General features: G+C 64.5%; 16 protein-coding genes and 1 rRNA gene. 10 read left to right on the top strand and 7 right to left on the bottom strand.

Translation table 11 applies throughout. The features are described 5' to 3' along the window. Positions 1-86 precede the first annotated feature (86 nt). A 5S ribosomal RNA gene (gene rrf / locus HX881_RS07740) occupies positions 87-202 on the top strand. Positions 203-429: 227 nt separating this feature from the next. Then, positions 430-2310, top strand: a complete 1881-nt coding sequence (locus tag HX881_RS07735) for a methyl-accepting chemotaxis protein (RefSeq protein ID WP_177083809.1) — start codon at positions 430-432, stop codon at positions 2308-2310. Between the two features lie 110 nt (positions 2311-2420). On the opposite strand, the gene HX881_RS07730 is transcribed toward HX881_RS07735, so the two are convergent. Genes HX881_RS07730 through HX881_RS07715 form a run of 4 tightly spaced genes read right to left on the bottom strand, consistent with a single transcriptional unit; the run spans position 2421 to position 8066 of the window. Beyond that, positions 2421-2888: an SRPBCC family protein gene (locus HX881_RS07730; RefSeq protein WP_177083807.1), complete on the bottom strand. Its 468-nt coding sequence runs from the start codon at positions 2886-2888 to the stop codon at positions 2421-2423. A 26-nt stretch (positions 2889-2914) separates the two neighbouring features. Continuing rightward, positions 2915-6349: an amino acid adenylation domain-containing protein gene (locus HX881_RS07725; RefSeq protein ID WP_177083805.1), complete on the bottom strand. Its 3435-nt coding sequence runs from the start codon at positions 6347-6349 to the stop codon at positions 2915-2917. 14 nt (positions 6350-6363) lie between these two features. Further along, positions 6364-7293, bottom strand: a complete 930-nt coding sequence (locus tag HX881_RS07720) for a diiron oxygenase (RefSeq protein WP_177083803.1) — start codon at positions 7291-7293, stop codon at positions 6364-6366. Beyond that, positions 7290-8066: a DUF3050 domain-containing protein gene (locus tag HX881_RS07715; RefSeq protein ID WP_177083801.1), complete on the bottom strand. Its 777-nt coding sequence runs from the start codon at positions 8064-8066 to the stop codon at positions 7290-7292. The genes HX881_RS07720 and HX881_RS07715 overlap by 4 nt, the downstream gene beginning before the upstream one ends. Positions 8067-8211: 145 nt before the next feature. Between HX881_RS07715 and HX881_RS07710 the strand changes: the two genes are divergently transcribed. Next, positions 8212-8424, top strand: coding sequence for a hypothetical protein (locus tag HX881_RS07710; protein ID WP_146049261.1), 213 nt, complete (start codon positions 8212-8214; stop codon positions 8422-8424). Positions 8425-8832: 408 nt separating this feature from the next. On the opposite strand, the gene HX881_RS07705 is transcribed toward HX881_RS07710, so the two are convergent. Then, positions 8833-9516: a GntR family transcriptional regulator gene (locus tag HX881_RS07705; protein WP_042934767.1), complete on the bottom strand. Its 684-nt coding sequence runs from the start codon at positions 9514-9516 to the stop codon at positions 8833-8835. Between the two features lie 469 nt (positions 9517-9985). On the opposite strand from HX881_RS07705, the gene HX881_RS07700 reads away from it, so the two are divergent. The 4 genes from HX881_RS07700 to HX881_RS07685 are packed head-to-tail and all read left to right on the top strand — an operon-like array spanning position 9986 to position 13691. Then, positions 9986-10882: a TauD/TfdA dioxygenase family protein gene (locus tag HX881_RS07700; protein WP_177066437.1), complete on the top strand. Its 897-nt coding sequence runs from the start codon at positions 9986-9988 to the stop codon at positions 10880-10882. A 25-nt stretch (positions 10883-10907) separates the two neighbouring features. Continuing rightward, the gene (locus tag HX881_RS07695) at positions 10908-11945 is read left to right on the top strand and encodes an ABC transporter substrate-binding protein (RefSeq protein ID WP_177083799.1); all 1038 of its coding nucleotides are present in this window, start codon (positions 10908-10910) and stop codon (positions 11943-11945) included. 5 nt (positions 11946-11950) lie between these two features. Further along, complete coding sequence (locus HX881_RS07690; RefSeq protein ID WP_177083797.1) at positions 11951-12805, top strand: ABC transporter ATP-binding protein; 855 nt, start codon at positions 11951-11953, stop codon at positions 12803-12805. Between the two features lie 19 nt (positions 12806-12824). Further along, positions 12825-13691 (top strand): ABC transporter permease, encoded by an 867-nt coding sequence (locus HX881_RS07685; RefSeq protein WP_177083795.1) that lies wholly within the window; start codon positions 12825-12827, stop codon positions 13689-13691. Between the two features lie 112 nt (positions 13692-13803). On the opposite strand, the gene HX881_RS07680 is transcribed toward HX881_RS07685, so the two are convergent. Together HX881_RS07680 and HX881_RS07675 are read right to left on the bottom strand one after the other, a co-directional pair. Beyond that, complete coding sequence (locus tag HX881_RS07680; RefSeq protein WP_177083793.1) at positions 13804-14517, bottom strand: DUF3142 domain-containing protein; 714 nt, start codon at positions 14515-14517, stop codon at positions 13804-13806. A gap of 6 nt (positions 14518-14523) precedes the next feature. Next, positions 14524-16701 carry a PA5441 family protein gene (locus HX881_RS07675; RefSeq protein ID WP_177083791.1) on the bottom strand — a complete coding sequence of 726 codons (2178 nt, stop codon included), beginning with the start codon at positions 16699-16701 and terminating at the stop codon, positions 14524-14526. A 213-nt stretch (positions 16702-16914) separates the two neighbouring features. Between HX881_RS07675 and HX881_RS07670 the strand changes: the two genes are divergently transcribed. The 3 genes from HX881_RS07670 to HX881_RS07660 are packed head-to-tail and all read left to right on the top strand — an operon-like array spanning position 16915 to position 21112. After that, entirely contained in the window at positions 16915-17697 is a 783-nt protein-coding gene (locus HX881_RS07670; protein WP_017124787.1) for an efflux RND transporter periplasmic adaptor subunit, read from the top strand. Continuing rightward, a complete protein-coding gene (locus tag HX881_RS07665; RefSeq protein ID WP_177083790.1) occupies positions 17694-19016 on the top strand; it encodes an efflux RND transporter periplasmic adaptor subunit in 1323 nt (440 codons plus the stop codon). The genes HX881_RS07670 and HX881_RS07665 overlap by 4 nt, the downstream gene beginning before the upstream one ends. Then, complete coding sequence (locus tag HX881_RS07660; protein ID WP_177083788.1) at positions 19016-21112, top strand: site-2 protease family protein; 2097 nt, start codon at positions 19016-19018, stop codon at positions 21110-21112. The genes HX881_RS07665 and HX881_RS07660 overlap by 1 nt, the downstream gene beginning before the upstream one ends. Positions 21113-21124 lie beyond the last annotated feature (12 nt).

The following is a 21124-nucleotide window of genomic DNA, read 5'->3' as shown; positions in this document are numbered from 1 at the left end:
AAGCAGTTGGGGTTTTGTTTTTCTATAGATAGAAGTTCCTTATTTTGCTGGCACGTCGCACAAGCGACGGACCGGCTACAGAATTTCTTGACGACCATAGAGCATTGGAACCACCTGATCCCATCCCGAACTCAGCAGTGAAACGATGCATCGCCGATGGTAGTGTGGGGTTTCCCCATGTGAGAGTAGGTCATCGTCAAGATTAAATTCCGAAACCCCCGTCTGCTAACGCAGACGGGGGTTTTTGTTTGTGGCGAGCAAAAAGCCATCATCCGCTTGCCGAAATGAGTTAAGTTTTCGCTCCATGGTGCCGACAGCATGGTGAGCAATGCGTGCACCAAAGTGGAGCAGTCATAGAACGCTGCCTACGCCGTACAAGGAATGTCCCTTTTGCACGCATCCCCACCTTCGGCATAAGAAGTCTATGAAATGAACCTTAAATTCAGCCATAAAATCCTTTTGGCCGCTTCCGGTGTCGTGGTTCTCGCCTTCGCGCTGTTCACGCTGTACAACGATTACCTACAGCGCAGCACCATCCGGCAGAACCTCGAATCGTCGGTCCAGCAGGCCGGTGAGCTGACCGCCAGCAGTGTGCAGAACTGGCTGAGCGGGCGGATCCTGGTCCTGGAAAACCTCGCGCAGGACGTCGCGCACCAAGGCAGCAAAGCGGACTATCCCGGCCTGGTCGACCAGCCGGCATTCACCTCCAACTTCCAGTTCACCTATGTCGGCCAGACGGACGGCACCTTCACCCAGCGCCCCGACGCGAAGATGCCGGACGGCTATGACCCGCGTCAGCGCCCCTGGTACAAATCCGCCGTGGCAGCCGACAAGACCATGCTCACCCCGCCGTACATGGCCTCGGTCGGTGGACTGGTGGTGACCATCGCCATGCCGGTGAAAAGCGGCGGGCAACTGCTCGGCGTGGTCGGTGGCGACCTGAGCCTGGAAACCCTGGTGAGGATCATCAACTCGGTGGACTTCGGTGGCATCGGCCAGGCGTTCCTCGTCAGCGGTGACGGCCAGGTGATCGTCAGCCCGGACAAGGACCAGGTGATGAGAAACCTCAAGGACATCTACCCGGGCTCGGCGGTACGCATCACCAAGGGTATTCAGGAAGTCACCCTGAACAACCAGCAGCGAATCCTGTCCTTCACGCCGGTGGTGGGCCTGCCCTCGGCGGACTGGTACATCGGCCTGTCCATCGACAAGAACAAGGCCTATGCCCCCCTGAGCAAATTCCGCACTTCAGCGCTGATCGCGATGTTTATCGCGGTGGCCGCCATCGCTGTGCTGCTGACCCTGCTGATCCAGGTACTGATGCGTCCCCTGACCACCATGGGCCGCGCCATGCAGGACATCGCCCAGGGCGAGGGCGACCTGACCCGGCGCCTGACCATCGAGAACAAGGACGAGTTCGGTGAACTGGCCAGTTCCTTCAACCAGTTCGTCGAGCGGATTCATGCGTCGATCTCCGAGGTGTCCTCGGCCACTCGCCAGGTGCACGATCTCTCCCAGCGGGTGATGAGTTCTTCCAACGCCTCGATCATCGGTTCCGATGAGCAAAGCGCGCGGACCAACAGCGTCGCGGCGGCGATCAACCAGTTGGGCGCGGCCACCCAGGAAATCGCCCGCAATGCCGCCGATGCCTCGCAACACGCCAGTGGCGCCAGCGAGCAGGCCGATGACGGTCGCCAGGTGGTGGAGCGAACCATCCTGGCGATGACCGAACTGTCGCAGAAGATCAGCCTGTCCTGCACCCAGATCGAGACGCTGAACGCGAGCACCGACAACATCGGGCACATTCTCGATGTGATCAAGGGCATCTCCCAGCAGACCAACCTCCTGGCGCTCAACGCCGCCATCGAGGCGGCGCGGGCAGGCGAGGCGGGCCGCGGTTTTGCCGTGGTGGCGGACGAGGTACGCAACCTGGCCCACCGTACCCAGGAGTCGGCGGAAGAGATCCACAAGATGATCACCTCGCTGCAGGTCGGTTCCCGTGAAGCGGTGACGACCATGAATGCCAGCCAGGTTTCCAGCGAAGAGAGCGTCGAAGTCGCCAACCAGGCCGGTGCCCGACTGATCAGCGTGACCCAGCGGATTGGCGAGATCGACGGCATGAACCAGTCGGTGGCGGCAGCGACCGAAGAGCAGACGGCGGTGGTGGAAACCCTCAATGTCGACATCAATCAGATCAACCTGCTGAACCAGCAGGGCGTCGCCAACCTCAACGAAACGTTGAAGGATTGCGATGCCCTGTCACAGCAGGCCAGCCGTTTGAAGCAACTGGTGGACAGCTTCAGGATCTGATGTCACTGCAAGGCGCTGCCTGGGACCTGCCTGGTCTCGGCAGTGCCTGTGCCTGTGGGAGCGGGCTTGCCCGCGAAGCTTGTGATAACCCTGAATTCAATCGGAATGTCTCAGGCCAACAGGCTGCGCACATTCCCCATTGCCTCATCGGCGAACGCCTGGATGAAATGACGAAAGCCCGGCAGGTCCTCGGGATCGTCACCCAGTGGTTCGGCGATGATGGTCCAGGTCGCGCGGCAGCGCTCCGCCGCCAGAGCCTCGACCCGCATCGCCGCCCAGAGCTGGCCGACCCCGAGGGTGTTGTAGAGCGTGGTCCAGGTCATGCACATCGCCGTCGGGTCGTGGCTGTTGAGTTGCTCGACCACCACGTGGCCGTCCTTGAACAGCTTCTTGCGCAGCGCGCCGGTGCCCTCGCCGATCATCTCGATATGCGCGAGCGCCGGAACGAAGGCCGCAAAGCCGGCAAAATCGCCGACCACGGTCCAGGCGCTGGCGGCGTCGCGGGGAATCTCGACCGAGGACACCACGGGCTGGCCTTGCGGGTTGCGGATCAGGGTATCGGGTTGCAGGGTATTCATGGAGTGCTCCAGGGGGTTGTGGGGAATCAGATGAACCGGATCTGCCGGAGGTAGTCGCAGCCCTTGCGCAGCAACGCCGGGGACTTGCACGGATAGGCTTCGCCCATGCGCCGGATGCCGGCTGCGGCATGGTCATGCTCGATGGCCGAGATATCGCCGATGTCCTCTTCGAAACCGTTGAGATAGAAACCCAGCACCTCGAACAACGCGTTATGACGGTCGACCCGTTGCAACTGGCGCTGCCAGTCGGCGACGCTGACCAACTGGAAGGCATGGCCGGCTTCGCGAAACGCCGCGACGTAGTCGTTCCAGCTCAGCGGCTGCGGGTTATGCAGGTTGAATACGCCAGGATTGTCGGGCACGCGCCGGCTTTGCGAGGCGATGAAGCGGGCGAGGAAGTCCACCGGCATCAGGTCGAAATTCAGCGCCAGGGCGGGCACCTGACCCAGTTGCAGCGAACCCTTGAGCATCAGCAGCAGGCGGTTGCGGTGTGGCTGGCAGACGCCGTTGCGGCTGTTGAAGGCGATGTTCCCGGGGCGGTAGAGATTGACCCAGACACCCTGTTCGCGCGCCCGTTGCAGAATCCGTTCGCCGACCCACTTGGACAGGTTGTAGCCGTTGCGGATGTAGATCGGCGGCGTGTCTGCCGGCGGCTGCTCCAGCACCCGCCCGTCCTCGGCGATACGGCTGCAGGCCGACAGGCTGGAGATGAAATTGAAGACCTTCTTGCTGCGGCCCTCGCACAGCCGCAGGCACTCGAACAGCGGATCGACGTTGTCGGCGGCCAGGGCTTCGTAGTCGAGCACATGATTGACGTGGGCGGCGTTGTGGATCAGCACGCCGAACTCGCGGTCGATCCGCTCATGCACCTGCTCTGTCAGCCCCAGGCGGGGAAGGCGGATATCAGCCGGATAGACCCGCACGCGACTCAGGTCCAGATGCTCCAGGCGGTTGTCGCGCAACGCCTGGGCGAAACGCTCGGCCGCCGGGGCCGCCGTGCTGTCGCGCACCAGGCAGGCGATCTCGCTCACGCCGTCGGCCAGCAGGGCTTCGACGATATGCACGCCGACAAAGCTGTTGGCGCCAGTCAGCACCACCTTGCCAGGGTCGCCCGCGTGTACCGCCGCAAGCGCCTGGAAATCCGGTTCGCGCACGGCGTCGATGAATACCCGCGGGCTCACCGCCTCCCGGGTCGACTCGCCCCTGACCAGTATCGCCAGCCGACACAGTGTCGGCTCCTCGATAAAGCGGTTGATGGAGATGCCATGTCCGTAGTGTTCGCGAATTCCCAGCAGCAGCTTCGACAGCAGGATCGAATGACCGCCCAGGTTGAAAAAGCTCTCGTCGGTGGAAATCTCGTCGACCGGCAGTTCCAGCAACTGCGCCCAGAGTCCGCGCAACCAGGCTTCATCGGCATTGTCGGGCAAGCGCAGGTGAGGCGCGCCGGGCAGGTGCACGGGCAGCTCCAGCAGCGCCCGGCGGTCGACCTTGCCGTTGCCGGCGGACGGCAGCCCGGCCAGCTCGACATAGACGGCCGGGTGCATGTAGTCCGGCAGGCAGTGCTCGACGTGTTGCCGCAAGGCCTCGCGGCCGCGGCCGGGCGTGACCGGCTGTGCCAGGTACGCCAGTATCCGGCGGCGGCTGTCGATGACCACGGCCACCTGGCGATACAACCGGCTGTTGCGCAGGCAATGCTCGATTTCCTCGGGCTCGACGCGGAAGCCGCGAATCTTCACCTGATGGTCGCGACGGCCGCAGAGCGTTATGCCTTCGTCGGTCCACTTCGCCAGATCGCCGGTGCGATAGACCCGTCGTATCGAGCCGTCGCCCATGTCCAGGCAGACATAACATTCGGCGCTCTTCCCCGGATTGTTCAGGTAGCCCAGGGTCACCCCCGGCCCGGCGATATAGAGCTCGCCGACCGTCTGTTCGACTACCGGCCGCCCGTGCTCGTCGAGAATGAACACCCGGCTGTTGGCGATCGGCCGTCCCAGGTTGCGATTGCCGGTTCCCGCGTGGAACTGCCGAGCAGTGACCAGCACCGTCGCCTCGGTAGGTCCATAGAGGTTGTAGAACCGGGTCTGGCGCGTGAGCTGTTCGATGACCCAGGGTTCGCAGACATCGCCGCCGGTCGTCACATGGCTCAGCCCCAGCGGCGGATCGAGGGGCAGGATGCCGAGCAGCATGGGCGGCAGGAAGGCATGGCTGATGCGCTGTCGGCGGATCAGCGCAGCCAGTTGCAAGGGATCACGTCGCTGGTCGTCGCTGGCGACCACCAGTTCGGCGCCCTGGACCAGGCTGGGGAAGATATCGATCAGCGAGGCGTCGAAGCTCAGGGCCGAGAACTGCAGGACCCGGCTGTGTTCGCTGAGCTGCACCTGCTCGGCGTACCAGGCGGTGAAATGTGCCAGATTGGCCTGGCTGAGCAGCACCCCCTTGGGCTGGCCGCTGGTGCCCGAGGTGTAGAGCGCGATGCAGGGCGCGTCAGGGGGCGATGCCTGGCGCAACAGGGACGAGCCGTCCGGGGCCGCGTGGTCGATCTGCACCGCGCTGATATCCAGGGAGGGCAGGTGATCGTCGAGGGGATGGCGCCCCGCGTGCAGCAGCAGGACCGCCCCGGCGTCCTCCAGGATGGATTGCTGGCGCTGGACTGGATGAGCCGGGTCCAGCGGCAGATAGATCGCACCACAGCCGAGGATGGCCAGGAGCGCCGCGTACAGGGCCGCGGTCTTGTCCAGGCAGACACCGACCACCGGCGCCTCGTTGGGTGTATCCCGCCCGGCGAGCGCCGTCAGCAGGCACTCCTGGATGGCCAGGCCGTGGGCGTGCAACTGGCGATAATTTGCTGAGTCGCCATTGAAGGTCAGGGCCGGGCGCGCGGCGAACCGGCGCAGGCTGTCTTCGATACGGCGGAGCACCGGCACCGTCGCCAGGGCCAGCAGATCGGGGCGGGCGGTGTGGTTGAAGCGATGTTCGAAGGCCAGCGACTCCAACATCGACAGGGGATGTTGCGCGTCGCATGGCAAGGCCGCCACGGGCGGGATGTCGAGGAAGCAGTCGCTGTCGCGGGCAAAGCGGCTGACCAGCAGCGTGCACAACTCGAGCAAGGCCTCGCTCGCCGCCAGTCGCAGCGCCTGGCCGTTGCCGGAACCATCCTGGTCGACCGCTTGGCGCTCGATCAGGCGGCCGTCCTGCCAGCAGCGCAGGGCCAGTGCCGGCAGGCCGGCGCTGGTCAACGGGCCGTACTCCAGGCGCAAGCCCAGGCGGACGGCACCGTCGATATGGGCGGGCAGCGCCAGGCTGCCATCCTCGATCAGCAGGTCCGTTGCCGGCGGCAGGCCCGCGGCGACGGCCTGGGGGTTATCCAGACGCCGGACAGGATGACCCTGCTGCTCCAGCTCCTGCATCAGCTCATCGAGCACCTGGCTGCTTCCGACGAGCAGAATCTCGAGACGTCTCATGATGATCTCCTTGGCTAGAGCAGGTAGTCGCCCAGGGCGTCGCGGACGGCGGGCGAATCCAGCAGCGAGCTGTTGCGCAGGAACCGCACGATATTGAGGACCAGCGGATGGTGGCGGTTGATCGGATAGGCCAGGCCCAGGGCTTCGCGCCTGAGCGCCTGGCGGACCGGCTCGTCGACCGGCAGGTGCTCGATCACGGTGAAATCGAAGGTCTTCTGGAGGTCGTTGGTCAGGTAATGAACGATGAACACCGGCAGGATCCCGGCGATCAATTCGTGATCGGCCTCGCTTGCGTCCTGCCAGTAGAGCCGCACCAGGCGCGTCCAGAACACGGCGTGCCGGCCTTCGTCGAGCAGGTGGTCGGCCATCAGCCCCTTGACCGAGGCCTTGACCGTGTCGTCCTTGGCAAAGGCCGCGACATCGTTGGTCACGGTGTTTTCCGCGATCGCCACGCAGATCAGCTCGACAGCGCCCTGCAGGTGTTCCGGCGCCATGCCCAGGGCCGCCGGTATGGCGCGGCTCAACTCGATCTCGTCGGGCAGGGCAATCGGCTCGACGCCGGTCAGGGCGATGGTCTGCTGCAGGAAGTCCATGGCCGCCAGGGCGTGATAGTCCTCGTCCACCACCACGGTCATGGCGTCATAGCGACAGGCGAACGGAAAGCGGATCGCAAAGCGGTCCTTGGCGATGCGGCGGGCGGTGCGGTCGACGATCTCGGTCTCGAAAATCACCACATCGTTGATGAACTTGTACAGGCTCTGGATCAGTACGAAGTCGCGCTGCCCGGGGCACCCGGCAAGAAACGCCGCCGTGTTGACGAGCGGCTGGCGGCTGAGGGGATAGATCAGCCGATCATCGTTCTCCAGCAGGCGCCGCGGACGGGTACGGATGCTCGCGCGGCTTTCCCAGGCCTCGGCGCAGGAGCTGTAGTCGCCGGCGTTCATACGGCGACCCCGCGAGTTGCGGTGCGCAGTTTCTGTCGGACGTCGTCCCAGAGCGCGAGGCGGCTTTCCACGGCCAGCAGGGCGGCGGCACAGGCTTCGTGCTCGCGTTGCGGATCAGCATCCACCAGGCGCTCCAGCAGGCGCGCGGCAGCCGGGCCGTGGTCGCCGGCATCCACCTCGATATGCCGGTGCAGGTAGTAGTGCAGGGTCGGCACCTGGGTGCGGTCGATGCCCCACTGTTCGAGCAGCCGCTGGAACATCCCCGGGACCAGGCTTTCCCGGCCATGCAGGAAGACCGCGGCAACGCAATGCGGCGCCGCGTTCAAGGCGATATCGAGGGTCTGCCGGACAAAGCGGGCGGCGCCCGGGTCGACACCGGCCTGTTGCAGGGCATCGTCGACGGCGACACCCTCGCGCAGCCGCTGGATAAAACCTTCGATGACCCGCGTATCGGCACCGATCTCGCGCATGGCCTCCAGATACAGCTCGAAATGGCTGCAATGGCCTTCTCCGTGGCGCGTGTCCGACTCCTCGCCGAGCACGATCTCGTTGATCATTCGGGCTGCCCGTGGGTCCCTGGGGGGCAGCCAGGGCAGATCGACGCTGGTCAGTTCCTGTTGCAAGCGCTTGGTCAGCGACATGAAGTCCCATACCGCGAAGACATGCACTTCCATAAAGCGCCTGAGTAATGGCAGTGAATGTATTTCGCGGAAAACAGAATGTTCGCTCAGTTGGGTTTTTCGGTGTTCCAGATATTCTTTACAAGTATTCATTAGCCACCTTTTCGGTTGGTAAATGGAGTAACGGCAAACACCGCCTCGCGGTTGTTTGTCATGTTGTGTCGTGGCCGTCGATAAATGACGGACGAGCGAAGTCCTTGATCAGGAGTTCGCAAACTCAAGAGCTTGAACCAACGGCATGCCTGCCATTGTCATCGTGTCTGCTGGTTATGTCAGCGTGTTCTGTCTGGCTCTGCCGGGGCGGCGTCTCCACACTGTGGGCCATCGCCGGCGGGCGCATTCTCGCGGTTATTCAAAACTAGTACAGAAAACAAATGCCGATCAAGTTGTTTTTAAAATAATAAAAACTTCCTTTTTACCAGGGTTGAACAATGCCGATAAAACAATTTGAAGTTGTTTTATTTGGATGAGAGCGGCTCTTCCGCTCGATAATGAGCAGAATAAGGGTATTGAGTGAATGCCTCACTCGAGCACTCTTGAACGGGATGGCCGGTTGTTTGATAGACGAGGTCGAGGCACGGTTCTTCCGGCCCCAGGCCTGTGGCAAAGCTCTCCTTCAGATCTGTCTCTTGTCCGGGCCTCACGCGCGAGTTGCGCCGCGTTCCGCTCGTGCTGCCTGGATTGACCAGAGTGTGCCCAAATGCACGGCTCGACTATCGCCAGGGGATGTGAAGCGCGTCCGACGCTTCGAACAGGCTCGGTTATCCCGCCCTGAGCCAAGGCGGTACGGCTACGTTCAGCAGCGGGCTACGGGGGCGTTGTGCTCAAGACGCGGGCATGGCGTGTGTCGACGGGTTGTTCAAGACTTGCCCAGGTAGCGCTGGATGACCTCGATACCGCGTTGCAAGTGGTGGCGCAAGTGCTCCACGCACACATCGACCTGGCCGTCACGGGCGGCCTGGAGCAGCTCCCGGTGATCGTCCTGGGACAGTTTGCCCAGGCCCATGGCCGAGAGGTTGAAACGCAGGAAGCGTTCCTCCTCCACCAGGCCCTGGTCGATCAGGGCCAGCAGTTTGTGGTTGGGTGCCTTGCGGTAGAGGCTCATGTGGAACAGACGGTTGAGCCGGCCGACCTGGGTGTAGTCGGTCTCCGTTTCCAGCTGGTCGATATAGGCAGCGCTTTCGGCGAAGTCGTCCTCGGTGAGCAGGGGCACCGACAGGCGCAGGGCTTCCGATTCCAGCAGGATGCGCAGGTTGTAGTTTTCGGTCGAGGTATCGTCGATCAGCGGCGCGACCACGGCGCCCTTGTGCTGGACGACGTGCAGCAGCCCCTGCGACTCGAGTTGACGCAAGGCCTCGCGGACCGGCATGCGACTGACGCCGAACAGCGTTGCCAACTCCTGTTGGCGCACCGCCATGCCGCAAGGCAGTCGCCCATCCAGAATGGCGCCACGCAAGGATTCCTCGATTACCGCCCGCGCGAGGTGGGCGGGAATCGGACCGTTGACGAGGATGCTGCTCAAAGGGTTCGGTTTTTCTGCCACGCTGAAACTACCTGCTGCTCGAGAACAGAATTCAAATTGGATCCAATGGCACGCTAGGAGCTGCCCGGGTGCTTGTCAAACCGGCCCGTGCTCATGATCGAGATCGAGCCTGCTCAACTGCGGTGATCGCAAGGTGCCATTTTCTTCCAGGGCCCCCCGCTTAACCATCAATCGTTTCCTAAATGAACGTAGGGGGCGGTCATTTTTGTGAGTACGTATTACTTGTCATCGATGGGGTGGTTTTGCACACGGATCTGAAACGGCGGGGGCCGGTGATGCCGTTGTCCTCTTGTCCGTCCTATGCATATTCCGAAATAGTATTTAAATTATTTTTCTTATGACTATATGGTCGTCCTCCTGCGTACCCACCGACCAATCGGTGCGCCGCACGAACTGAACGAACACGGGACCACCGTGAGTTTCTGATCGAGGCGCGCACTGAAAGCGTGCTCTGCGTGGGAGTGAATGTATGTCTTCGGCTTCAGCGGTTTCCCCGGCGTCCGTGGTGGCGTCCCAATCCTTCGAGATTCGTCCCTTCGTCGGCGCGGTCGGTGCCGAAATCGTCGGCCTGGACTTGCGCCAGCCAGTCAATGAAGAGGATTTCGCCCGCATCCATCGCGCGCACCTGGACTATCACGTGGTGGTCTTTCGCGACCAGCGCATCAGTCCCGAGCAACAGATCGCCTTCAGTCGTCGTTTCGGCGTGTTGCAGATTCACGTTCTTAAACAATTTCTCCTGGCCGGCCACCCGGAAATCCTGATCGTCTCCAACATCATCGAGAACGGTCAGAATATCGGCCTGGGCGACGCCGGAAAGTTCTGGCACTCGGACCTTTCCTATAAGGAACTGCCGAGCCTGGGCTCGATGCTGCACGCCCAGGAGTTGCCGGCCGAAGGCGGCGACACCCTGTTCGCCGACCAGCACAAGGCCTGGGACACCCTGCCCGAGGCCCTGCGCCAGGCGGTTGAAGGCCGTTCGGCGGCGCACTCGTACACGGCCCGCTACAGCGAAAGCAAATTCGAAGGCAACTGGCGGCCGACCCTCACCCCGGAACAACTGGCCCAGGTCGCCGAAGTGGTGCACCCCATCGTCCGCACCCACCCGGAAACCGGGCGCAAGGCACTGTTCGTCAGCGAGGGTTTCACCACCCGGATCGTCGGCCTGCCGGAAGACGAAAGCCGCCAGTTGTTGAGCGAGCTGTACGCCCACAGCGTGCGCCCGGAAAACGTCTACCGCCATCAATGGCAGCCCCACGACCTGGTGTTCTGGGACAACCGTTCGCTGGTGCACCTGGCCGCCGGTTGCCCGAGCCACCTGCGGCGCAAGCTCTACCGCACCACCATCCAGGGCGATGCCCCGTTCTGACCTGATCGCTTCAAGGAGCATCCCCATGCCTGCACCCTTTGCGCTATTGCCGAAACTCGGCCGCCTCACCACGTCCATCGGCCTGGGCTTGAGCCTGTTGGCCGGCAGCCTGCTGGCACCGGCCACCGCCCAGGCGGAAGGCCAGATCCGCGTCGCCGAACAGTTCGGCATTGTCTACCTGCTGCTCAACGTGGTGCGCGACCAGCACCTGATCGAGAAATACGGCCAGGCCGAAGGCATCGATATCAAGGTCGACTGGACCCAGCTGTCCGGTGGCGCCGCGATCAATGACGCCCTGCTGTCCGGCTCGGTGGATATCGCCGGTGCCGGCGTCGGCCCGCTGCTGACCATCTGGGACCGCACCTACGGCAAGCAGAACGTCAAGGCCGTGGCTTCCCTGGGCAACTTCCCGTACTACCTGGTGAGCAACAATCCGAAGGTCAAGACCATTGCCGACTTCACCGACCAGGACCGCATCGCCTTGCCGGCGGTGGGGGTGTCCGTGCAGTCGCGCTTCCTGCAATACGCGGCGGCCAGGCAGTGGGGCGACAAGGAGTTCAATCGCCTGGACAAGTACACCGTCGCCGTCCCCCATCCGGATGCCACGGCCGCGTTGATCGCCGGCGGCACCGAGCTGACCGGGCACTTCTCCAATCCGCCGTTCCAGGAACAGGCGCTGGAAAACCCCAACGTCCACGTGGTGCTCAACAGCTACGACCTGCTCGGGCCGAACTCGCCGACCGTGCTGTTCGCCACCGAGAAATTCCGCAACGACAACCCGAAAACCTACAAGGCCTTCGTCGACGCCCTGGCCGAAGCGGCCGACTTCGCGCAGAAGGACAAAGGCGCGGCGGCGGACACCTATCTACGGGTGACCAAGGCCAAGATCGACCGCGCGGCCCTGCTGAAAATCATCGACAACCCGCAGTTCGAATTCAGCGTGACGCCGAAGAACACCTACCCGCTGGCTGAGTTCCTCTACCGTGTGGGCGCCATCAAGCACAAGCCGGAATCGTGGAAGGACTACTTCTTCGAGGACGCCAAGCTGCTGCAGGGGAGCTGATCGACATGAATGCCCCCTTGCAAGGCCACACGGCCAGCAACCCGACCGTCGCCGCTTCAGCGTTGCTGGCGGTCGACCAGGTCAGCCTGGAATACCGCACCCCGGCGCGAGTGGTGCGGGCGACGCACCAGGTCAGTTTCGAGGTCGACCGCGAGGACCGTTTTGTCCTGCTCGGGCCTTCCGGGTGTGGCAAGTCGACCCTGCTCAAGGCCGTGGCCGGGTTTATCCGTCCCTGCGAAGGCGAGATCCGCCTGCAGGGCCAGGTAGTCAATGAGCCGGGTCCGGACCGGATCGTGGTGTTCCAGGAATTCGACCAGTTGCCGCCCTGGAAAACCGTGAAGCAGAACGTCATGTTTCCGCTGCTGGCGTCCGGCACCCTCAAGCGCCGGGAAGCCGAAGAGCGGGCGTTGCATTACCTGGACAAGGTCGGCCTGGCCGCCTTTGCCGATGCCTACCCGCACACCTTGTCCGGTGGCATGAAAGCCCGGGTGGCGATTGCCCGGGCCCTGGCGATGCAGCCCAAGGTCCTGCTGATGGACGAACCCTTCGCCGCCCTCGATGCCCTGACCCGACGCAAGATGCAGGAAGAACTGCTGCAGCTCTGGGAGGAGGTGCGCTTCACGTTGCTGTTCGTCACCCACTCGATCGAAGAAGCGCTGGTGGTGGGCAACCGCATCCTCCTGCTGTCGCCCCATCCGGGGCGGGTGCGGGCGGAAATCCACAGCCATCAGTACGACTTGCACAGCCTCGGTGGCGCCGCGTTCCAGGCGTCGGCACGACGGATCCACCGGCTGCTGTTCGACGAAACCCCGCAGGCTGAAACCGAACTGGATTTCGCCGATATCCGCATCGCCTATTGAGCGGCTGGAGCAATGCCCGATGAGCCTTTCATCCCCTGTGCGTAAAGAATACGAAGTGACCCTGGAGCCGCTGCTCGCCGTCCCGCTGGAGCGCGAATTGCCGCTGGCGCAACGGCTGTGGCAGCAGGGCTGGTTGCGCAAGAGCCTGATCCTGATCCTGCTGGCGATTCTCTGGGAAGTCGTGGCGCGTTATCAGAACAACGACCTGCTGCTGCCGAGCTTCCTGCAGACGGCCAGTGCATTGTACGACGGCCTGCTCAGCGGCGAGCTGCTGGGCAAGGTCGGGATCTCCCTGGTGGTGCTGCTCAAGGGCTATGTGCTGGGGATTGTCCTGGCATTCGCCTTGACCACCCTGGCGGTGTCGACCCAGTTCGGCCGTGACCTGCTCAGCACCCTGACCTCGATGTTCAACCCGCTGCCGGCGATTGCCCTGCTGCCGCTGGCGTTGTTGTGGTTCGGGCTGGGGCAGAACAGCCTGATCTTCGTGCTGGTGCACTCGGTGCTGTGGGCATTGGCGCTGAACACCTATGCCGGCTTTCTCGGCGTCTCGGAAACCCTGCGCATGGCAGGCCGCAACTACGGCCTGAAGGGGTTGCGCTTCGTGCTGTTCATCCTTATTCCCGCGGCGCTGCCGTCGATTCTCGCCGGGCTGAAGATCGGCTGGGCATTCGCCTGGCGCACCCTGATCGCGGCGGAACTGGTGTTCGGCGCCACCAGCGGCAAGGGCGGACTGGGCTGGTACATCTTCCAGAACCGCAACGAGCTGTATACCGACAAGGTCTTCGCCGGCCTGGCCGTGGTGATCCTGATCGGCCTGCTGGTGGAGAACCTGGTGTTCGACACCCTGGAGCGGGTGACGGTGAAACGCTGGGGTATGCAGCGGTAAGCGGTGTTGTTCGGGCTGACGCTTTCGCGGCCAAGCCCGCTCCCACAGTGGTTGGCATGGTCTTGTGGGAGCGGGCTTGGCCGCTAAGGCGCAGGCCCAGGTGCCGCCTGCCTCAGCGATTCTGCAAAAACACCACATACCCGCGAAACCACTCGCTGCCCTTCAGGTAGCCCGGCTCCTGCCACTCGCCGCCCTGGATCAGGCCGATCTTGAACGGCAGCCCCAACCGGTTCATCCGGGGCAGGTAGGCGGCGTAGTCGGGAATGCTGTGGCGACCCTGATAGGTCTGCACCACCACTTCATCCACCACGCCCTTGAGCTGGGCGATGGCCGCCGGATCGGCGTTGCTGCTCCAGTCCATCAGCCCGGTGATGCTCAGGCGCAGCTCCGGCGGCAGGCGCTGGCGCAGGTCGCGCAGGAAGGCGGTGTATTCGTCGAGATAACGGGTGCGGGCGTCGAAGTCGATCTGGATGCCCACCACCGGATTGCCCGCCTGTTGCCAGCGTTTCACCTGGCCGAGCAACTGGCGATAGACCGGCTCCGGCCAGCGCAGGGTGTGGGCGCGGTAGACCACCCAGACTTCGCCCCGGGTCAGGCGCGGGATCGCGATGCCCTGGGCGATGAAGCTGACCCCGCGCTGTGGGGCGCGGCGTGACTGGCTGATCTGTCCCTGCAGGATATACAGGCTACGGGCCTGGGCCAGCACCGGCTGCGGGGCGACGCCGCTCCACAGCCAGAAGGCGTCATGGTCCCGCGCATCGACCGCCGCCAGCCCACTGCCGGCGCCCAGCCAGCCGGCCAGCAACAGCCAGCGCCAGCGGCTCATCGCGGCTTACCAGTAATACTGCGCCGACTTGCCCCACTGGGTGTCGGCGAAGCCGCTCTTCAATTGCTTGAACCAGGCCTTGCGTTGCGCCGGCTCGACTTCCTTCCCACCGCAACTGTTGTAGCCGGCCGGGGCGTAGCAGTTGATCGCCCGGAACAGCGCGTAGCCCTTGTCCGCATGGGACGCCTTGGGGTTGGCGATCACACTCTGGTAGCCGTCGAGGCGCGAGTACAGCGGGCCCTTGAACAGCGACGGAGTGCCGCCCAGCTCGTCCTTGTTGCGCTGGCTGTCCAGCGGCATGCCGTCGAGGCTGTTGCGCAGGATGAATTCACCCAGGCAGTTCAGCGCCACCGGGGCGTTCTGGTCGGCTTGCAGGGTCGCGACGGTTTCGCCGATGGCCGGGCACGCGTAGCCCGATTCGGCCTTGGCGCCCGTCCAGCGGAACAGCCGCAGCGACTGCCCGCCGCTGTAGGTGTAGCCGATGCTGGTGCCCAGGCGGCTGTCGGCCGGTTCGGCGGGCAGTTGCTTGAGGTCTTCGGCGAAGTCCGGGTAATGGCCCAGGCGCAGGTCCTTGTAGAGCAGCACGAACAGGGCCGTGTCACGCTCGGTGGCATCCGCGCCCTGGTTGACCTGCTGGCGCAGCAGCCCGGCATCGGCGATATGGCGCAGGAGGATGGCGCGGACCTGGGGCGTCTTGATCGGCGAATCGGCGGCGAAGACGTTGGCCACCCGCTGGCTGCGCTCGTAGTTGTTGGCCAGGGCCAGCTCGAGGGTTTCCCGTTGCAGCGGCTGCTTCACCTGCGCCAGCAGCTGCAACCACAGCGCCTCGGCGCCGTTCCAGTCCTGCCGGGCTTCCAGCGCCAGGCCACGCAGTGCCTGTTGGCTGAAGGCGACATAGTCGAGCTTCGCCGGGATCTCGGTGGGCAGGCTCTTGAGGGCCAGTTCCGGGTTCTTTTCCACATACAGGTGGAACGCCGCCAGCAGGTAGTCATGCAGCGCCGGTTGCGCGGCGAAAGTCGCTTTCTGCGCCTGCAAGGTCTCCAGGGTCAGCCGTGGCGAGCGGTTGTCGTCATTCGGCGGCCGCATGCCCAGCAAGTCGTTGACCGCCTGGAACAGCGGCTGGTTGACCTTGCCGGTACCGAACAGCAGCTTGTTGTCGATTTCCTGCACCAGGTCATCCGAGGAGACATTGCGCAACGCATCTTCGGGCTGGCTCAGTTGCCAGAGGTATTCGGCCGCCTGCTTGTCGGAATCGCCTGCCAGCCAGTAGACCCGGCGCAGCAGGCCGCGGGCGGAAACCGCATACGGGCCCTGCGGGTAGCTTTTCAGGTAGGCGTTGAAACCGTCTTCGGCCTGTTTCAACTGCGCCGGGTCGGCCTCGCCCTCGGTGGGCATGCCGTCGGCATCGAAGGTGTTCTGCTGGGCAATGTTCAGGGCGGTGCGCGCCTGCATGTACAGCGCGGTTTCCTTCAGCCACGGCTGGCTGCTCTGGCTCAAGGTGGCGAACCCGCCGGCCGCCTCGCTGAAACGCCCGCTGTAGAAGTCGCTGGCGGCGCGCAGGTAGGCGGCAAACGCCTGGGCCGGGGCGGAAGCGAGGGTGCCGGGCACCAGCGCCGCCTGCTGCGCCGGGTCCCAGGTGCAGGCCGCGAGCATCTGCACCCGCGAGTTGGCCAGGGCCTGGCGCTCGGCGGCGGACAGTTCGCCAGTGCCGACCAGGGCGTTGATAAAGGCGCTGGCGCTGTCGTCCGAGTTGCTGCGGCAGCGGCTGCCTTCGCCCGAGAGGAAGGCGTCGCCGGCAGGCGTCTCGCTTTCACGCTTGATCCCGAGCTTCTCCAGGGTTTCTTCCAGGCTGGCGGTGGTGGAGTCGTCCGGCTCGTCGGTGACATCCGGCGAGTTGGCCGGGTCCAGGCGCGTATTGGGGAACGGCACCGGGCCGTAGCCTTCGGCGAGGTCGTCCTCGCTCAGTTCGTTGGGCGTCAGCGCCACGCTGCCCTGGTCGGCCAGCAACAGGCGCAGGTTGACCCGGCTGTCGTTGCTCGGATTGAGGAAGGCCAGGTTGCTGCAACGGTCGAGGTCGTACTGGACCATCGACCAGCGCGGGTAGCAGAAATTATCGGAACTGGCCTGGGCCATGGAGGAGAAGGCGACGCCCAGCGCCAGGGATGACAGAAGACCGATACGCATGAATTGTCCTTAATCCTGTAACGTGCGGCGCCAAGGGCCGGAGGGGACGCCATCATACCGAACCCCGGCATCTGCACCTATGCTTGTTCAGGCTGGGGCGTCGCAGGCTGTGACCTGCCGCACATCGATGGTGTTGATCAGGATGATGGCAATTTGCTTGACGCTTGACCTGACTGTCGTAGACTCGCGATTGTCCGACAAGGAGTCACTGTTATGCAGCGTTTGTGGGGTTGGGTTTTCGGATTGTCCTGTGTGGCGTGCCTGACTCAGGCGCAAGCGGCCAGCGAGGGTGATCCGCTGTTGGACAATGCCGCGCCGGGAGCCCATGCGACCTCGGCCAGCGAGGCCCGTGGCGTGTTGCGCGCGCGGGACCAGGCGATGCTCGCCAGTGAATTGTCGGGGCGGATCATCGAGCTGCCCTTCAGCGAAGGCGAGACCTTCAACAAGGGCGATACCCTGGCACGCTTCGACTGCTCGGCCTACCAGGCCCAGCTCAATGCGGCCCAGGCCGCCGGTCGAGGCGCCAATGAAGAACTGGCCCACAACCGCCAGCTCGCTTCGCTCAACTCGGTGGGCCGCTTCGAGGTGGCCCGCGCCGAAGCCAAGGTCGCCGAAACCCAGGCCCAGGCCCAGGTCTACCAGGTCCAGGTCAAGCGTTGCAGCGTGATCGCGCCTTATGACGGGCAAATCGTGCAGCGCAAGGTCCAGCGCTACGAAAGTGTCTCGGCCGGTGCGCCGATGCTGGAGATCGTCGACAACCGTACCCTGGAAATCCACCTGCTGGTGCCCTCGCGCTGGATGGGCAAGCTCAAGCCCGGACAGACCTTCAGTTTTGTCCCCGATGAAACCGGCCAGCCGCTGACCGCGACCATCAAGCGCCTCGGTGCGCGTATCGATGAAGGCAGCCAGACCCTGTTGCTGGTGGCCAGCCTGCCCAAGGCCGACGGGTTGCTGGCGGGCATGAGCGGCACGGCGCATTTCGCGGAGCTCAAGTGAACGCGCCGGTCGCGGGGGCGGCGGAGCGGGTCTTTGCCCAGTTCCTCGATCTTGAACGCCTGACCCGCGCGTCCCGGACCACCGAGCAACTGGCCTACAGCCTGGTCAACGACGGCCAGGCGCTGTTCGGCTTCCGCCATGCCGCGTTGTTGATCGCCGGCAAAGTGCGGGCGGTGACCGGGGTCAGCTCGGTGGAACCAAATGCGCCGTTTGTCGCCTTTGTCGAACAGGCCGTGGCGCAGATTTTCAAGCTGGAACGGGCCAAGCCCGCGACCGTGGTCCCGATGGACGCCTTCAGTGCCTCGGTCCGCGAGGACTGGCAGAGCCTGTCCGCGACGCAGGTGTTCTGGTTGCCGTTGCTCGATCACAAAGGCGAGGTCTTCGGCGGCATCTGGTTCGCCCGCGATAATCCCTGGAACCCTTCCGAGCAGGTCCTGCTGGCCCAGTTGGGCGACACCTACAGCCATGCCTGGCTGGCGTTGCAGCCGCGTCGACCCTGGCGTTTGCGGTTGACGCGCAAGCGCCAGGTCCTGCTGGTGGCGCTGGCGTTGCTGAGCCTGCTGATTCCGGTGCGCCAATCGGTGCTGGCGCCGGCGGAAGTCGTGCCGCTGGCCGGCCGGGTGGTGGCGGCACCGCTGGACGGCGTGGTGGCCGAGTTCCTGGTCAAACCCAACCAGGCGGTGAAGACCGGCGACCTGCTGGTGCGTTTCGAAAGTACCACCCTCAAGGCCCAGGCCGATGTGGCCCAGCGCACCCTGGGGGTGGCCGAAGCTGAATTGAAGGCCAATGCCCAGCGTGCCTTCGCCGATGCCGAGTCGAGTTCGAAGATCGACTTGCTGGCCGCGCGGGTCGAGCAGAAGCGTGCCGAACGTGATTACGCCGCCGAACTGCTCAAGCGTAGCGAAGTGCGCGCCGAGCGCGATGGCATCGCGGTCTTCGCCGACGCCGAGCGCTGGACCGGCAAGCCGGTGCAGACCGGCGAGCGGCTCATGGAAATCGCCGACCCGAGCCAGGCCGAGCTGCGCATCGAACTGGCGGTGGGCGACGCCATTGCCCTGGAGCCGGACGCCGAGGTGGCACTGTTCCTCGACAGCGACCCGTTGCAGCGCCACTCGGCCAGACTGGAACGGGTGGCCTATGAGGCGCAATCGACGGCGGCCGGGCAACTGGCCTATCGGCTCGACGCCGGGTTTACCGACTCGCCGCCACCGCGCATTGGCCTGCGCGGCACCGCGAAAATCTTCGGCCAGCGCGCGCCGCTGGCCTTGTACCTGTTGCGCCGGCCGCTGGCCGGGCTGCGCCAGAGCGTCGGCCTGTAATGAACCTGCCCAGCCTGCGGGCGGACCTGCAACTGACGCCCGCGTCGACGGCGCTGGACGGCTCGCCACGCTGGACCCTGGCCGATCCGGTGCGCGGGCGCTACTTCAAGCTCGGTGCCCAGGCCATCCGCCTGCTGCGTCATTGGTCGCTGGGCGATCCGGCGCAAGTGTTGCAGGCCGCCAACCGTGAGCCGGGCCTGCCCCTGGGCGAGACCGAGGTGGAAGAGCTGCTGGCCTTTCTCCGGGCTCATGACCTGATTGCCGCGCTCGATCCCGAACAGCGCGCCAGTTATGCCTGGAAGGCCGCCTCCGCACGCCAGAGCCTGTGGCAGATGGCACTGCACCAATACCTGTTTTTTCGCATCCCGCTATGGCGTCCGGATGCCTTTCTCAATCGCGCCTGGCCCTGGCTGCAGCGTTTCGGCCCGAACCTGCTGCGCTACGGCCTGCCGCTGACCCTCGGGCTCGGCGTGTTCCTGGTATCGCGGGACTGGGAGCGCTTTCTCTCGACCTTCCCGCACCTGTTCAGCCTCGGCGGGGCCCTGGCCTTTGGCGTGGCGCTGTTCTTCGCCAAGCTCTGCCATGAATTCGGCCATGCCTTCATGGCCAAGCGTGCCGGTTGTCGGGTACAGAGCATGGGGGTGGCGTTCATGGTCCTGCTGCCGCTGTTCTACACCGATGTCAGCGATGCCTGGCGGGTCAACGACCGCAAGGCGCGGCTGCTGATCGGTGCCGGCGGGGTCATGGCCGAACTGGTGCTGGCCTGTATCGCCCTGCTGGCGTGGTCGCTGCTGCCTGACGGGCCGGCGCGCACGGCGGCGTTCATGCTTGCCAGCGCCACCTGGCTGACCACCCTGGCGGTCAACCTCAACCCGTTCATGCGCTTCGATGGTTATTTTCTGCTCAGCGACCTGTGGGAAGTCGACAACCTCCAGGGCCGGGCTTTTGCCCTGTGCCGCTGGCGCTTGCGCGAAACCCTGTTCGGCTACGACGAGCCGGCGCCCGAGCCCTGGTCACCGGCCATGCAGCGGCGTTTGCTGTGGTGGGGCTTCCTCTCCTGGCTGTGGCGCGCGGCGTTGTTTTTCGGTATCGCCCTGGCGGTCTATCACCTGTTCTTCAAACTGCTGGGTATCTTCCTGATGCTGGTGGAACTGGGCTGGTTCATCTTTCTGCCGATTTTCAAGGAAACCCGTGAATGGTGGTCGCGGCGCGAGCAGGCGCATACCCCGCGGGTGCTGCTCAGCGGCCTGGGGCTGCTGGCGCTGCTGTTGCTGGTGGCGGTGCCGTGGCGCAGCAGCGTGGAGGTGCCGGCGATGCTCGAGGCCGGCCGGGTCACCGCGTTGCATGCGCCGGTGGCGGCACGGGTCAAGCAGGTCAATGTGCACGATGGCCAGGTGGTCGAGCAGGGCGCGGTACTGGTGGAGCTGGAATCGCCGGACGTCGATTCGCGGCTGATCATCGTCCGTCGTGAAATCGACATCCTGCAATTGCAGATGCGTCGCCAGGCCGGGCGCAGCGAAACGGCAGCGGACGTCGGCGTGCTCGAACAGCGTCTGGCGGAGTCGGTGGCCGAGTACCGCGGTCTGCTGGCCCGGCGCGAGCGCCTGTTGCTGCGGGCGCCCCAGGCCGGCCAGGTGCGCGACCTGATGCGGCAACTGGTCGCCGGGCGCTGGGTCTCGATCAAGGAGCCGCTGTTGCGCATCGTCGAGGAAGGCACCCGCCTGCGTGGTTACCTGGCCGAAGAAGACCTGTGGCGCGTGGCACCGGGGGCCAGTGGGCGCTTTGTCGCCGACGATCCGATGCGCCCGGCCTGGCCGGTGGAACTGCTGGATGTCGACGCCAATGGCGTGGCGGCCATCGACCAGGAGGCACTGACCTCCGATCACCATGGCCCGATTGCCGTGCGGCGCGATGAAAATCGTCGTCCGGAGCCGGTGCAGGCGCAATACGGGGTGCGCCTGAAGTTGCTGGAGGAAGTGCCGACGCCGAGCCATCCGCTACGCGGCGTGGCCGTGCTGCAAGGGCGCAACGAGTCCTTGCTGGGCACGGCCTGGCGGCGCATGGCCGCGCTGGGTGTGCGGGAGAGTGGTTTCTAGTCATTACAACGG

Origin of the sequence: Pseudomonas gingeri, from assembly GCF_013386115.1 — a bacterium.
GTDB lineage: Bacteria > Pseudomonadota > Gammaproteobacteria > Pseudomonadales > Pseudomonadaceae > Aquipseudomonas > Aquipseudomonas gingeri.
Note: the sequence above shows the minus strand (reverse complement) of the source record. Positions and strands in the feature narration are given on the sequence as shown.

Excerpts from the sequence above, each read along its gene's own strand:
- HX881_RS07735 (WP_177083809.1), top strand. The coding sequence starts at position 430 with ATGAACCTTAAATTCAGCCATAAAATCCTTTTGGCCGCTTCCGGTGTC.
- HX881_RS07730 (WP_177083807.1), bottom strand. The coding sequence starts at position 2,888 with ATGAATACCCTGCAACCCGATACCCTGATCCGCAACCCGCAAGGCCAG.
- HX881_RS07725 (WP_177083805.1), bottom strand. The coding sequence starts at position 6,349 with ATGAGACGTCTCGAGATTCTGCTCGTCGGAAGCAGCCAGGTGCTCGAT.
- HX881_RS07720 (WP_177083803.1), bottom strand. The coding sequence starts at position 7,293 with ATGAACGCCGGCGACTACAGCTCCTGCGCCGAGGCCTGGGAAAGCCGC.
- HX881_RS07715 (WP_177083801.1), bottom strand. The coding sequence starts at position 8,066 with ATGAATACTTGTAAAGAATATCTGGAACACCGAAAAACCCAACTGAGC.
- HX881_RS07710 (WP_146049261.1), top strand. The coding sequence starts at position 8,212 with ATGCCTGCCATTGTCATCGTGTCTGCTGGTTATGTCAGCGTGTTCTGT.
- HX881_RS07700 (WP_177066437.1), top strand. The coding sequence starts at position 9,986 with ATGTCTTCGGCTTCAGCGGTTTCCCCGGCGTCCGTGGTGGCGTCCCAA.
- HX881_RS07695 (WP_177083799.1), top strand. The coding sequence starts at position 10,908 with ATGCCTGCACCCTTTGCGCTATTGCCGAAACTCGGCCGCCTCACCACG.
- HX881_RS07690 (WP_177083797.1), top strand. The coding sequence starts at position 11,951 with ATGAATGCCCCCTTGCAAGGCCACACGGCCAGCAACCCGACCGTCGCC.
- HX881_RS07685 (WP_177083795.1), top strand. The coding sequence starts at position 12,825 with ATGAGCCTTTCATCCCCTGTGCGTAAAGAATACGAAGTGACCCTGGAG.
- HX881_RS07680 (WP_177083793.1), bottom strand. The coding sequence starts at position 14,517 with ATGAGCCGCTGGCGCTGGCTGTTGCTGGCCGGCTGGCTGGGCGCCGGC.
- HX881_RS07675 (WP_177083791.1), bottom strand. The coding sequence starts at position 16,701 with ATGCGTATCGGTCTTCTGTCATCCCTGGCGCTGGGCGTCGCCTTCTCC.
- HX881_RS07670 (WP_017124787.1), top strand. The coding sequence starts at position 16,915 with ATGCAGCGTTTGTGGGGTTGGGTTTTCGGATTGTCCTGTGTGGCGTGC.
- HX881_RS07660 (WP_177083788.1), top strand. The coding sequence starts at position 19,016 with ATGAACCTGCCCAGCCTGCGGGCGGACCTGCAACTGACGCCCGCGTCG.